This is a genomic window from Streptomyces sp. KL116D (genome assembly GCF_030766975.1).
GTDB lineage: Bacteria > Actinomycetota > Actinomycetes > Streptomycetales > Streptomycetaceae > Streptomyces > Streptomyces longispororuber_A.
Genome location: NZ_JASERH010000136.1, coordinates 136,848 through 149,432 on the forward strand (window position 1 = coordinate 136,848; position 12,585 = coordinate 149,432).

12 protein-coding genes and 2 pseudogenes are annotated in these 12,585 nt (G+C 69.5%); 9 read left to right on the forward strand and 5 right to left on the reverse strand.

Features of this window, described 5'->3' with window-relative positions:
* The first annotated feature begins 137 nt into the window (after positions 1 to 137).
* The 3 genes from RBJ77_RS49170 to RBJ77_RS49180 all read left to right on the forward strand — a co-directional run bounded on the left by RBJ77_RS49170 (position 138) and on the right by RBJ77_RS49180 (position 956).
* Positions 138 to 272: a hypothetical protein gene (locus RBJ77_RS49170; protein WP_372350910.1), complete on the forward strand. Its 135-nt coding sequence runs from the start codon at positions 138 to 140 to the stop codon at positions 270 to 272.
* A gap of 179 nt (positions 273 to 451) precedes the next feature.
* A complete protein-coding gene (locus tag RBJ77_RS49175; protein ID WP_372350911.1) occupies positions 452 to 724 on the forward strand; it encodes a hypothetical protein in 273 nt (90 codons plus the stop codon).
* A 37-nt stretch (positions 725 to 761) separates the two neighbouring features.
* On the forward strand, positions 762 to 956 hold the full coding sequence (locus tag RBJ77_RS49180; protein WP_372350912.1) for a hypothetical protein: 195 nt from the start codon (positions 762 to 764) through the stop codon (positions 954 to 956).
* Between the two features lie 334 nt (positions 957 to 1,290).
* Here RBJ77_RS49180 and RBJ77_RS49185 read toward each other — a convergent pair whose 3' ends face one another.
* Both RBJ77_RS49185 and RBJ77_RS49190 read right to left on the reverse strand, forming a co-directional pair.
* Complete coding sequence (locus RBJ77_RS49185) at positions 1,291 to 1,539, reverse strand: hypothetical protein (RefSeq protein WP_372351580.1); 249 nt, start codon at positions 1,537 to 1,539, stop codon at positions 1,291 to 1,293.
* A gap of 37 nt (positions 1,540 to 1,576) precedes the next feature.
* Positions 1,577 to 1,921: pseudogene (locus RBJ77_RS49190) on the reverse strand (phosphotransferase); the annotation flags it as partial.
* Between the two features lie 462 nt (positions 1,922 to 2,383).
* Between RBJ77_RS49190 and RBJ77_RS49195 the strand changes: the two are divergent.
* Positions 2,384 to 3,304: an SGNH/GDSL hydrolase family protein gene (locus tag RBJ77_RS49195; protein WP_372350913.1), complete on the forward strand. Its 921-nt coding sequence runs from the start codon at positions 2,384 to 2,386 to the stop codon at positions 3,302 to 3,304.
* A gap of 87 nt (positions 3,305 to 3,391) precedes the next feature.
* Here the strand turns inward: RBJ77_RS49195 and RBJ77_RS49200 are convergent, their stop codons facing one another.
* The gene (locus RBJ77_RS49200) at positions 3,392 to 4,180 is read right to left on the reverse strand and encodes a SigB/SigF/SigG family RNA polymerase sigma factor (RefSeq protein ID WP_372350914.1); all 789 of its coding nucleotides are present in this window, start codon (positions 4,178 to 4,180) and stop codon (positions 3,392 to 3,394) included.
* Between the two features lie 492 nt (positions 4,181 to 4,672).
* Positions 4,673 to 5,263, reverse strand: a complete 591-nt coding sequence (locus RBJ77_RS49205; protein ID WP_372350915.1) for a hypothetical protein — start codon at positions 5,261 to 5,263, stop codon at positions 4,673 to 4,675.
* 982 nt (positions 5,264 to 6,245) lie between these two features.
* Here RBJ77_RS49205 and RBJ77_RS49210 point away from each other — a divergent pair.
* From RBJ77_RS49210 to RBJ77_RS49230, 5 genes and pseudogenes are all read left to right on the forward strand, one after another.
* Complete coding sequence (locus RBJ77_RS49210) at positions 6,246 to 6,599, forward strand: N-acetyltransferase (RefSeq protein ID WP_372350916.1); 354 nt, start codon at positions 6,246 to 6,248, stop codon at positions 6,597 to 6,599.
* Between the two features lie 175 nt (positions 6,600 to 6,774).
* Positions 6,775 to 7,032, forward strand: coding sequence for a hypothetical protein (locus RBJ77_RS49215; RefSeq protein WP_372350917.1), 258 nt, complete (start codon positions 6,775 to 6,777; stop codon positions 7,030 to 7,032).
* Positions 7,033 to 7,502: 470 nt separating this feature from the next.
* Positions 7,503 to 8,171 (forward strand): annotated as a pseudogene (locus RBJ77_RS49220) (ThuA domain-containing protein).
* Positions 8,156 to 9,274: a Gfo/Idh/MocA family protein gene (locus tag RBJ77_RS49225; protein ID WP_372350918.1), complete on the forward strand. Its 1,119-nt coding sequence runs from the start codon at positions 8,156 to 8,158 to the stop codon at positions 9,272 to 9,274. Before RBJ77_RS49220 ends, RBJ77_RS49225 begins: the two are co-directional and overlap by 16 nt.
* A 466-nt stretch (positions 9,275 to 9,740) precedes the next feature.
* Positions 9,741 to 11,234, forward strand: a complete 1,494-nt coding sequence (locus tag RBJ77_RS49230; protein ID WP_372350919.1) for a sulfatase-like hydrolase/transferase — start codon at positions 9,741 to 9,743, stop codon at positions 11,232 to 11,234.
* Here RBJ77_RS49230 and RBJ77_RS49235 read toward each other — a convergent pair.
* Complete coding sequence (locus tag RBJ77_RS49235; RefSeq protein ID WP_372350920.1) at positions 11,167 to 12,036, reverse strand: AraC family transcriptional regulator; 870 nt, start codon at positions 12,034 to 12,036, stop codon at positions 11,167 to 11,169. The two genes, RBJ77_RS49230 and RBJ77_RS49235, sit on opposite strands and share 68 nt — an antisense overlap.
* Positions 12,037 to 12,585: the final 549 nt, after the last annotated feature.

Here is a 12,585-nt window from a genome sequence, read left to right on the forward strand (position 1 = left end):
GTGATCATGGATCTGGGCGGGTCCGGAGCGACCGCACCGGTGGCCGGCGGCGCGGAGCCGGAGAACCCGGTGCACCCCGGGGTGCAGGTGGTCGGGGCGATCACAGTGCCGCACTGGCGCCGGGGCTGCCTGCTGCGGTGCTGCCGGACGTCTACCGGGACATCAATGAGGTCCTTACCGACGCCGCGAAGCCGATGCAGGCCCAGCAGATCGTGCCGCGGATCGGGCTGCCCGCGGTGACCGAAAAGATCGAAGGGATGCGGGGAAGCTGAAACGGCTGGTGGAGCGGGGCCGGCTGACCGAGTACGAGCCCGGACGGTTCACGGTGGCCCACCCCGGCGACGGTGTGGAGCCGGCGAACTCCCGGAACAATAAAGGCTCTTCTCTCTAGCTTCGGAGGTAACCAGCCAGACCTAAGCACCCAAGAAAGAAGAGCCGTGGTGGAACCCTAGTGCACGTCCTGCTCGACATCATGCACGTCAGCGAGGCCGTCTGGGCTGCCGCACACAGCCTCCACCGGCCCGGCACCCCGGCAGCCGAAGCCTGGGTCGCCGGGCACCTGACCACGATCCTCCACAGCCGGGCCAGCCGCGCCGCCGCGGAGATCACCGCGCAGGCGGAGCGGGCCGGCCTGCGCGGAGCGAAACGCGAAGCCGCAGACACCTGCGTCCGCTACCTGGACGGCCACCTTGACCAACTCTGCTACGACACCGCGTTGGCCTAGGGCTGACCGATCGTCACCGGCCCGATCGAGGGAGCGCATGCAGGCATCTCATCGGGACCGTCTGGAGATCACCGGGGCAAGGTGGGGGCTGAGCGGAGCCGAGGCCGTTCTCAAACTCCGGGCGGTGAAGGACAACGGTGACCTCGACGCCTACTTCGCCTTCCATCTCGCCCGCGAGCACGAACGGCTCTATTCCACCTCTGACCAGCACGAATACGACCTCACGGTCTGAACCGCAGGCGTCCCCCGGGGAGAGCTACACCCGTATCCCACTGTCATCTGGGTTCCCCGCACGTACAGGATGGGCCGCTGTACGCCGTCCACCAGATGCCGTTGGTGCCGTCCACGGTCGAGAATGCCTTCCCCCGCATCATCATCGAGGCGGCCCTGCATGGGCTACCCGCTCTCGGCTCGGACCGCGGGGGCATCACCGAAGCCATCGGTGACAGCAATCGCCTTGGCCGCCGCTATCTCGCAGACCGACGCGGTGCTCGCGGGGCGGCAGGCCCCACAGCAGGCGCGACGCTACGTCAGGCCGTGCCTGCCCGAGCTGGCAGGCTGCGGCATCATCCCCGCATAGCCTCATGAACGGCATCGATATGCTCCGTCCACCAGTGCAGCAGCGCCTCGTCGTCGAGGAACAGGTCGTCGAACCCGGTGTCACCGTGCTCGTAGTGGAACAGCAGCTGCCAGAAGTCGGTGAGCCGCTTCCACCACAGCCGGTGCACCGCGTCGTCCAGCGCCTCCACCGGCACGTTGACGACGCTGCGGTAACCCGCGACGAACGCCCCGGACCCGCTCCAAGTCAAAGACACCCGCAACACCGAACTGGACCTGCGCGGTGCGCGCGACCTCCTCGGCGTAGGGCCGCACCCCGAGCCGGTCCCAGTCCAGGACGGCCGCCAGCCGGCCGTTCCGCCACAGCATGTTGCGGTACTGGAAATCGCCGTGGGTCCACCCGTACGGACCGGCAGGAACGTCGCCGGCCGGACGGTCCCCTGCGAACTTGTCCAGCAGCTGCTTGCGCTGCCGCAACAGTGCTGCGGCCGACTGGTCGAACTCTGAGGGGTGTTCGAGTGCAACCGGAACCTCAGAGGTGGGGCAGGTCATCTGAACTGGCCTGCCCTGCAAGGCGGGTGGGAAGGATGTCGCGGCCTCGGACGGCACGGCCATACAGCAGCACCTGGGTGCAGGCATCACCCACGCCTCCGACCTGGGAAAGGCGCGTTGGATGGTGGAGCGCGGACTCGCCCGGCTCCAATTCAGGCGACTCCGTATCCGCTGCGAGTAACGCGCCGATCGGGACGCGCCACCGGCGCCGTCCTGAGGATCAGGGCGGCGTTCGACCGGCTCGGAACGACTGCCTGACAAGCCAGCCTCTTGCTGACGTCGTGGTGTGAGCGCCGGTGGCCGAGGGCAGTCCCGGCAAGGCTGCCGCCATCGCCCGCACGACCGGGCACGACGTCGCCACCCGGCGCCCGCAATCCTTTGTAGAACCCAGTCCGTCCGATCACTGGCCCCATGGGCTACTGCCCGGTATACAGGCGAAGTTGGGTCCGCCGGGCACGAGCCGCCGAGCGGCCGGGCGCCTCTGACGTCCCGCGCGCCCTGGTCGCCGCCGCCCGTTCGCGGACTGCCGGACGTTCAGGGGAGGGCATCATGACGCATCGGACGCATCTGGGCGAGAGCGCATCCAAGCGACGCACCGCCATCGCGCTGGCCGCGCTGAGCAGTTGCGCGCTCACCGCCGGCTTCACCGGCACGGCCTCGGCCACGACGGAGCACACGCACGGAACAGCCCGCACCGCCTACGTGGCGCTGGGCGACTCCTACACATCCGGCCCCGGGATACCGACGCAGGTCGACGCCAACTGTGCCCGTTCCGACCACAACTACCCGTCGATCACCGCGCGCGAGCGCCACATCACCTCGTTCACCGACGTGAGCTGCGGCGGTGCGACAACCGCCGAGATGTGGCAGGCGCAGGGCACCAACAGACCCCAACTGGACGCGGTGACACGCGACACCGACCTCGTGACCCTGCAGATCGGCGGCAATGACATCGGCTTCGGCTCGATCATCAGCACCTGCGCCGCTCTCAGCGCCAACGACCTCTCCGGCAACCCCTGCCAGCAGCACTACAAAGCCTCGGGCCACGACCAGTTGACGCAGCGAATCCTCCAGACAGCGCCCAAGGTCGCCCGCGTCCTGCGGGAGATACACCACAAGGCACCCCACGCGCGCGTGGTCCTCGTCGGCTACCCGGACCTCCTTCCCGACGACGGCACCGGCTGCTACCCCGACGTCCCGTTCGCCGCGAAGGACTTCCCGTACCTGCGCGACACGGGCAAGCGCCTCAACCTGATGCTGCGCGCGGTGGCGCTGCTGAACCGGGCCGACTACGTGGACACCTACGGGCCGACGGTGGGCCACGACATGTGCAAGGCCCCCGCCGACCGGTGGATCGAGCCGCTGCGCCCCGCATCTCCCGCCGCCCCGGCCCACCCCAACGCGAAAGGCGAGGAGGTCATGGCACAGGCGCTCATGAAGACCCTCAGCAGGGGGAACGGCCATCACTGATCCGTTCAGCCGGTGATGCCTGCGCTGTTCGCCCGTGCGGAGCGGGCTCGTCCGCCCGGCGGACGCTGCAGGCGGCGGGTGCCGCGCCTACGCGGCAGCGGCCAGGGCCTGGTCGCGGACGCGTGCGCAGCTGCGGGTGATGAGCCGGGAGACGTGCATCTGGGAGATACCGATCTTCTCGGCGATGCGGGCCTGGGTCATGTCCTCGAAGAAGCGCAGGTAGAGGATTTCACGTTCGCGGGCGGGCAGGGCACGCAGGCCGGCCTTGGCTGCTTCACGGTCGGCGATGAGGTCGTAGGCGCCCTCGGTGGTGCCCAGGCGGTCGGCAAGACTGAACCCGCTCTCGTCGTCAGGGCCGGTCTCAGCGTCCAAGGACAGGGCCTTGTAGCTGTCCAGCGCTCCCATACCTTCGCGGACTTCATCGACGGTGAGGCCAGCCTTGGTCGCCACTTCGGTGAGGCCGGGCTCTGCGGTGTGTCCCTGCTCCGGCTCGTTCATCAGGTCGCGGCGGGCGGTGCGGACCCTGTTACGCAGCTCCTGCACACGGCGCGGGACGCGGACGTCCCAGCCGTGGTCACGGAAGTGGCGCCTGATCTCGCCGGTGATCGTCGGAACCGCGTACGCCTCAAAGACTCCCTGGTCGGGGTCATAACGCTCGATGGCCTTGACCAGACCGACCGCGGCGACCTGCTTGAGGTCGTCCAGGCTTTCGCCACGGTCACGGAACTTCAGCGCCAGACGCTGCGCCATGGGCAGCCACGCCGTCGCCAGCTCCTCCACCAGTACATCCCGTTCACGGCTGGTGGGTGCCGCGGCCAGCCGCCGGAATGCGGCAGCGGTGTCGGGGGCGTCGTCGTGCGAGTGACGCGTGGTCATGAGGGTCCTCCTGTCGCTGCTGCCGGAAACGAACTACGACGAGCAGCGCTGGACCAGACGTCTCGACACACTGCTCCTCGCAGATGCGCCTGTTGTCCCAAGCACGTGACATCCGCCTGCCCGGCGGATCCGAAGGCAAACAGGCCCTGTGTCAGGCGACGTGTTGAACCGCGGCCGCAGCGGCTCCTCCTAAAGGGCCGCGCGGGGGTGGGCCGTTGGCGCCGGGCTGGCGCTGGCCATCGGATCTGCCGCGCCGTGTGCGTCTGCCGGCCTGACCGGCGCGCCCCGGGATCACGCACCGGATTCCCCGCTTTCGCAGGTAGGGCCGGTTGGCGTGGCAGGAGGCGGTCTGGGGTCCGATCCCGGCACGACTCATCGCGCCGGGCAGACGCACAGCGGCGCAGGACTGGGACGCGCTGAGGCGGACTCGGCACGCAATCGGCAACCGGCTGGCAACTCTCCGAAGGGACGGCCTGAGACAGGCGCCGCCCCCTACACCTTGGGGATGACCCACTCGACCGGATCACGGCCTTCAGGTGCGTACACAATCGTGTCGGGGCGCGTGCCGTGCTCCAGCGAGAAGGTGATCTTGCCTTTCAGGCAGGTGCCCGCCATGACGCGACCGGCCTCGCCCGTGGGATATTCGGGCTTGGGCACTCCGCCGCCGGACAGCAGTGGCGCGTTGAGGCGCGTGTCGTCGGGGAATCCGAGCGCCCACGGGTCCTGGGCGACGAGGACCGTCGTGCTGGTGGAGTCTGCGCAGACCTTCACTTCGAGGACTGCCCAGGTGGGGTTCTTGAAGTCGGCCGCTTCAGCGGGCAAGTCGACGCTGACGGGCTGTGTGTAGGTCAGAGCAGTGGTGGTGCCGCTGATGTGGCTGCCGTCGTTGTCGGTGTCGCTCCAGTGGTGTCCCTTGCCGAGCTTGAGCGGCCCACGCGGCTTGGTCTTGGCTGCGGGCGAGGCTGCAGGCCTTTTGCTGGCTTCGGGCGCTGCGGCTGGTCTGGGTGCGTTGCTGCTGCAGCCTGTGGCGGTGCCGAGGAGCAAGCCGCCTGCGAGAAGTCCGGTGATGATGCGGGTGCGCAAGATTCCCCCTGAGATGTGCTGTGGTGACGATGCATCATCCGTGACGCGAAGAGCTCGTGAAGGCGATGTGATGCTGCTGTGATGTGACACGCGCCGACGGGTTGCCGCATCCGGTCCCCCGCCTCGTCACCAGGTCTTGCGCCCAGCCCGCGGGCACGACACCCGTTCGGCGTCGTCCAGGCGGCTGGCGTCCGAGACGATCCATCCCGCAATGTGCCCCAGGACGCCCATCGGCACGAGGAGCCCGCGACCCGCGTGCTCCGTGAACCTCGACTCCGAGTACAGCGCCAGGGACTTGCCCGGCTCTTTGCATGAGGGCCCGATCAGATCGCCACCCGGCAAGACGTCATCCGCGAGCCTGAGCGCGTGGACCCGCCCGGCGAGCGCGGCAACCCCCTCGGCGCCGATCCGGACCGGCCGTCAGCACGTTTCGCTCGTACAGGAGTGCGGACAGCAAGGCAGCCGGGCCGGGCAGGCGTGCCCAGTCATCGCCGCGAGCACAGGCCGCTGTCTGCTCCATCTCCGTCAACGGTACCTGCAGCAGCTCAGCGAGCCATGGCAGCCGCACCTCGGGACCCGCTTGCCGCGCTCCCAGCGGGACACCTCGGTGCGCGTCACGGACTGTGTGCCGGACACATCGCGCAGCATCACGCTCGGCCCAGGCGTCGGCTGGAGCGGCGCCGACAGCCAAAGCCTGGGCTGTCGCACCCGTCTGTCTGCTCTCCGATCCCACGGAAGCAGGTCGGCTGCAGAGGCGCGAAGACAAGCCGTGCTGAATAGTTCAAAACGGCCAGGGTAGCCACTAGCCATGTTAGAGACACTCGCAAGCGCGCCTGAATCTCTCGCGCGAGCGCACTCTCCAGGTGGAGCGCCTCGACACGCCCGAGCGCGGCCTCGGCGCGGAAGGCTGCACCGACGGGTACTCGCCTACCGGGACGTACGGATCGTTCACGCGCCGGCTCCAGTGGCCCAGGCCGACAGCTTGCTGCTGGTCTACACCCGCCGCATCGTCGGTCAGATCACGTACGAGGTATGCGAATCCTGTGCGAGCGGGGTGATAACCGAGCTGTGGGTCACGTCTCCGCTGCAGGACAGCGGTCTGGGAACCCGCGCCGTGGCGCACCTGCGCGCCTGCTTCCCCGGCGTCACCTGGCGCAGCGGACTCGAACAGCGCCTGCCGCGTGACCTGGCCCACCGCATGCGCCTGCCTGACGCCCGCAGCGGGCAGGCTTGTGCGCACCGAACTGCTGACCGGCGCGATCCGGCTGTGACGTCGCGCGAGGGGGGAATGAACGGCCGGTCCTTCGGGGCGCCAGCGGCAGTTCACGGGACGTAGAAGTGGATGGATGAGGGTGGATGCGGAGCGGGAGTGCTGGGAGTTGCGGTCGGGAGCTGGTGTGGGTCCGTTGCAGTTCGGGATATCTCCAGCCGAGGTCGCCCAGGCGCTTTTGGTCCCCAGACCGCAGGAACGGGCTGGCGGTCCGTATGAGCAGGAGGACTTCCCGGGTGGGATGACAGCGTTCTACGACGCGGACAAGCTTGCCTGTGTTGCGCTGGATCCGGTCACCGGCCCGCAGGTCTTCCTGTCGGGCTTTCCGCTGGCGCTAAGCAATCCAGAGCAGGTCCAGCAGTTCCTGCTGGACCACGCTGCGGAGCACGGGAACTGTTTGCTCCACACGCCTGATGACTCGCTTTCCCTGACAGAAGTCGGGATTCTCCTGCGCTTGCAGCAGGTCGGGCAGCGCGCCCTCCCCGTCCGCTGTTCGTGAAGGAGGAGTGGTTGGAGTCGGAGTACTTCCGAGACCACCTCCGCTGGAGGGCGCCTCAGACTGAGTGCTCGAGCAGGCGAACTGACGCGAGACTCTGCGTGCACGTCGTGATGAGACGCCGCGGGAATTGAACTCGACGATCTCGGTCGGCAAGGTGTCCGGGTACGTGCTGATCTTGTTCCGGACGACCTGTGGGATCGGCCCGCCCCGTTGCTGCCCCCTCCCGAACGACGGCACCGGCATCCCGGCGGTTACGTGTTCCTCACCTACGTGTTCCTCACCGAACAGCACGCGCCGACGTCCAGTTCGTGCCTACGAGACAGCCCTGGTCGTCGTCCTGGGCACCCAACCGCCCTCCGTCTGACCGACGCTCTCGACGCCGGACCGATCATGACCGAGACTGCGATGGACCCCGGTGCACGGGACGCCCTCGCCCCCAGCGCCGAACCGGCCGACCTCCTGGAGGACCGATGCCCCCTGCCGAGACCAAGCGGGCCCTCGTCGTCCGTGGCGGCTGGGACGGGCACGCACCCGTCGCCGCCACCAACCGCTATGCCGGCGTCCTCAAGGAAGACGGCTACGAGGTGACCGTCTCCGACACCCTCGACAGCTACCTCGACGCGCACCTCCTCGCCGCAACCGACCTCGTGGTGCAGTGCTGGACGATGGGCGACATCACCGCCCCGCAGCTGGAGGGCCTCAGCCGGGCCGTCCGCGCGGGCACCGGTCTGGCGGGCTGGCACGGCGGCATCGTCGACGCGTTCCGCTCCGACACCCGCTACCAGCTGATGACGGGCGGTCAATTCGTACACCACCCAAGGGAGTTCACCACCTAAGAGGTGACACCCGTCCCCGGCAAGGAAGACCACCCCGTACTGGACGGCATCGACGCCTTCACCGTCACGACCGAGCAGTACTACGTGCATGTCGACCCCGCCATCGAGGTCCTCGCCACCTCCCCGTACGCGCCTGACCCCGACCATCCCGAACTCCAGGGCACGGTCGTGCCGGTGACCTGGACCCGACACTGGGGCGCGGGCAGGGTCTTCGTCACCACGCTCGGGCACAGCATCGCCGACCTGGAAGTACCCCAGACCCACGCGATGATCAGGAAGGGCATGACATGGGCGACCCGCTGAAGAAGCAGTCACCCCTGCGTATCGGGGTGGTCGGCACCGGCCAGATCAGCGGCGCGTACCTGCGGACGCTCAGCGCCCTGCCCGAGCTGTCCGTCACCGCGGTCGCCGACCTCGACGAGTCCCGTGCCGCCGCCGTCGCGGCCACACTCCCCGGCGCCCGCGCCCTCCCCACGAAAGAGCTGTACACGGCCGAGGACGTCGACCTCGTCCTCAACCTGACCGTCCCCGCGGCGCACGCCGACGTCGCCCACGCCGCCATCTCCGCCGGCAAGCACGTGTACGGAGAAAAGCCCCTGGCGGCGACCACCGCCGAGGCACGGGACGTCCTGGCCGCCGCCGACGCCGCGGGCGTGCGCATCGGATGCGCCCCGGACACCGTGCTGGGCACAGGAGTGCAGACCGCCCGCGCCGTCCTGGACACCGGACGGATCGGCACGCCCATCGCGGCGACCGCCTTCATGGTCACCCCGGGCCACGAACTCTGGCACCCGGCCCCGGAGTTCTACTACCAGCGCGGCGGCGGCCCGCTCTTCGACATGGGCCCGTACTACCTCAGCGCCCTGGTCACACTCCTCGGCCCGGTGCGCAGGGTGACCGGCATGGCATCCACCTCGCGCCCGGTACGCACCGTTGGCAGCGGTCCGCGGGCCGGGACCGAGTTCCCGGTGGAGGTGGCCACCCACGTGACGGGCGTCCTGGAGCACGAGGGCGGAGCGCTGTCCACGCTGGTCATGTCCTTCGACGTCTGGGCCGCCGACCTCCCGCGCATCGAGGTGTACGGCACGGGCGGTTCCTTGTCCGTGCCCGATCCCAACGGCTTCGACGGTCCGGTGCGCCTCTTCGACGCCGGGGCGGGGCACTGGCAGGACGTTCCCGTCCGGGGCGGCTACCCGGGAGCCGACCGCGGTTACGGCATTGCAGATCTCGCCCGTGCACTCGATGAAGGCGTCCAGCACCGCGCGAGCGGAAAGCTCGCCTTTCACGTTCTGGAGATCATGGAGTGCCTGCTCACCGCGGCCGAGACCGGGCGCAGCGCCACCGTGACGAGTGCGGGTGAGCGCCCGGCCGCCGTCCCCGCACAGCCGCAGCCCGGACCCGCGTGAGCACACCCCCGCCTGTCCGGTGCCGGCGAACGCCGCCGGACGGGGGCGCGGGGGTGTGATCAGGCAGGAACGGTGAGCGGAGGCTGCTCGAGCACGCCGCGGCTTGTACTCCACCAGCTGGATGCCACAGGGGGGCTGACATGGCGATCCCTTCCTGAGGTGGCACAAGAGTGGCCCGTTCCCACGCCACCAACTCATCAGCACTGCCGAGCGGACTGGAACCCGAGGCCAGCAGCGTACGGATGCGGAACGTCCACGCAGAGAGCGACTTTGTCCATGGCGGCGGCCACCCTGGAGATCCGAGACTCGGCCGTGAACCCCCGAACGTCTCGTGGAGCCCCGACGGCGACCCCAAACCCGGCAGCCGAACCGACTCCCAGCCCCCTCCCCTGCCCCGCCTCGAAGGGAACTCATGACCAGCGCGCCCCCACCCGCCACTGCCACCCCCCGGCAGACGGTCCTGCTGATGACGGACGCCACGCGATGGGACCTGCTCGGCTGCTACCGCGACACCGGCGTCGCCACCCCGCACCTGGACCGCCTGGCCGCATCCGGCACCCGGTTCGAGCGCGCGTACACCACACAGCCCGTGTGCGCGCCCGCCCGCTCCGCGCTGTTCACCGGTACCTGGCCGCACACCAACGGCACCTGGTCCAACAACCTCGCCCCCGGGCTCGACGTGCCCACCCTCGGACAGCGCCTGAGGGACCGCTCCGTCGAGGCCGCCTACATCGGCAAATGGCATCTGGACGGCACCGACTACTTCGGCAACGGCCGTTGTCCCGACGGCTGGAACCCCGAGTACTGGTACGACATGCGCACCTACCTGGAGGAGCTGTCGCCCGACGAGCGGCGCGCCTCCCGCAACCCCGCCACGGTCGAGACTCCGGGCGTGGACGCCGAGTTCACCTACGCGCACCGCTGCACCGAGCGTGCCCTGGACTTCCTCACCGACCACGCGGACGCCGACTTCCTCCTCGTGGTGTCCTACGACGAACCCCACGACCCCGGCATCACCCCACCCGAATACGCTGCCCGCTACCAGGACTTCGTCTTCCCGGACGACGAGAACGTGCGGGACGACCTGACCAGCAAACCCGAGCATCAGCGGGTCTGGGCCGGCCCGCGGCTGACGGAGGAGCGCGGCGCTTACGAGCGGCGCGGCGCGCGCTACTTCGCCGCCCAGGAATTCGTCGACGCACAGATCGGGCGGGTGCTCGACGCGATCGATGCCCTGGCCCCCGGCGCCCTCGTCCTGTACACCTCCGACCACGGCGACATGCTGGGTTCGCACCGGCTCTACGCGAAGGGACCCGCGATGTACGACGAGATCGCGCGCGTGCCGCTGCTGGCCCGGCTGCCGGGAACGACACCGCCGGGGTCGGTGGCACCGCACCCGGTCTCCCACATCGACATCGCACCCACCGTCCTGCGCCACCTCGGCCTCGCCGTACCGGAGTTGATGCCGGGCACCGCACTGCAGGACGCCTTGGCAGACCCGGCCGTGCGCGTGAACGACGCCGTGTTCGTGGAGTTCGGACGATACGAGGTGGACCATGACGGCTTCGGCGGGTTCCAGCCCATGCGGGGCGTCTTCGACGGCACGTACAAGCTCGTGGTGAATCTGCTCTCCGGCGACGAGCTGTACGACCTGGCCGCCGATCCCGGGGAGCTGCGCAACCTGATCGACGAACCAGCCCACGCTCTGCGGCGCGACGCCCTGCACGAGCGGCTGCTCGACTGGATGAACACCACCCGCGACCCGTTCCGCGGCGCCTACTGGGAGCGTCGGCCTTGGCGCACGGACGCATGCGAGGCGACCTGGGACCATGACGGGATGACCCGGCAGCGCCCCGACGACCCGGGCTATCAGCCGCGACTGCTCGACTACGTCACGGGGCTGGAGATGGTTCAGTCGGTACGGGCGAAGGAGCCCCCGCCCGGGACTCCAGCTCCCTGAACCGGGACGGCGGCATCCCGATGCGGCGGCCGAAAAGACGGCTGAAGTACGCGGGATCCTCGTAGCCGACCATGCGGGCCACCGTCGTGGTCGGCAGGTCTGTCCCGGCGAGCAGTTCCTGCGCGCGCCGAAGGCGCACCGACAGTATGAAGTCCTTGGGGGCGCGGCCACTTGCCCGGCGCACCAGGGCCCGCAGCCCCACGAGCGTGAGTCCGAGACGCGCCGCGTGGTCGTCGACGGACAGCTCCAGGAAGGCGTCCCTGGCCAGGGCCTCCAGCACGGCGCGGTCGCCGGCCGGGCCGCTGCCCTGGTCGCATGCTGTCCGCAGGGCGAGCAGCAGTTCGTGCACGGCGACCGCGGCCTCGACGTCGGCCAGCGGGTTGCCGGGGCGCGCCGCGCGCATGATGCGGGCGGTGACAGCACCGATCTCCGTGGTCGAGGCCAGTGGAACCACGGGGCGCTCCGGTGTGATGTAGCCGAGCCTGGTGTACGTCGCGGTCGCCATGCCCGTGAACGCCACGAACGTCTCGTCCCAGCCCGCACCGGGATCGGGGCCGTAGTGGTGGGCGACCCCGGGGATCAGCCAGAGCAGTGCGGGCGCCGTGACGGCGGTCCGCTCCCCGCGCCCGTGCCTGAACCAGCCCGCACCCGCCGTGACAACGACCGCGACGTGACGGTCGACGGTCCGCGGCCCGACAACGGGCAGGACACCGCGCTGCACACCGGTGCCCAGGCAGACCAGTCCGAGATCCCTGTGCACCGCGTCCGGCGTGAAGAAGCGCATCCAGCTGTAGTGACCCATGACCGGCCCGATCCTGCCGCATCCCTCCGCCGCACGCCATGGCCCCCGTCCCGCATCCCTACCGCCGCCTCGTCGTCGAGACCACCGACCCGCGCGCCACCGTGGCCATCGTCGAGGGCGCCATCCCGAAATGACCTGCCGCCCCCCTGCGAAACCACGTCCTGGACGAGCACCGGGTCGTAGACGGGCAGGGTGAAAAGACTCGTGCGTGCTCGGCCCTGACCTTCGCCCTACATCCGTGTTGCTAGGGTCCAACCCGAGGCCGGTTGCCCCCGTGTGGAAGCACCTACCGGGGCAGTGGGGCCGGCCTCGCCAAGCTCCAGCGACCCTGCATCCCCCGTCAGGGTCGCCGGCTCAAACCGCGTCGTGAGCGTGAGCGCGACCGCCCTGCCACTTCGCCACGACGAACCGTGCACATTCCGCTCGGCGTCGGGCCGCAGGAACTCGACCACGTCGGCGTCACTGCGGGCCAGGCCGAACATCTCGTTCTTCGCAGGCACCCCGCACCCTCTGTCGGCGAGGCAGGATGCACGATCATCGGCAGCTGTC

Excerpts from the sequence above, each read along its gene's own strand:
- RBJ77_RS49195 (WP_372350913.1), top strand. The coding sequence starts at position 2,384 with ATGACGCATCGGACGCATCTGGGCGAGAGCGCATCCAAGCGACGCACC.
- RBJ77_RS49215 (WP_372350917.1), top strand. The coding sequence starts at position 6,775 with ATGACAGCGTTCTACGACGCGGACAAGCTTGCCTGTGTTGCGCTGGAT.
- RBJ77_RS49200 (WP_372350914.1), bottom strand. The coding sequence starts at position 4,180 with ATGACCACGCGTCACTCGCACGACGACGCCCCCGACACCGCTGCCGCA.
- RBJ77_RS49225 (WP_372350918.1), top strand. The coding sequence starts at position 8,156 with ATGGGCGACCCGCTGAAGAAGCAGTCACCCCTGCGTATCGGGGTGGTC.
- RBJ77_RS49230 (WP_372350919.1), top strand. The coding sequence starts at position 9,741 with ATGACGGACGCCACGCGATGGGACCTGCTCGGCTGCTACCGCGACACC.
- RBJ77_RS49180 (WP_372350912.1), top strand. The coding sequence starts at position 762 with ATGCAGGCATCTCATCGGGACCGTCTGGAGATCACCGGGGCAAGGTGG.
- RBJ77_RS49235 (WP_372350920.1), bottom strand. The coding sequence starts at position 12,036 with ATGGGTCACTACAGCTGGATGCGCTTCTTCACGCCGGACGCGGTGCAC.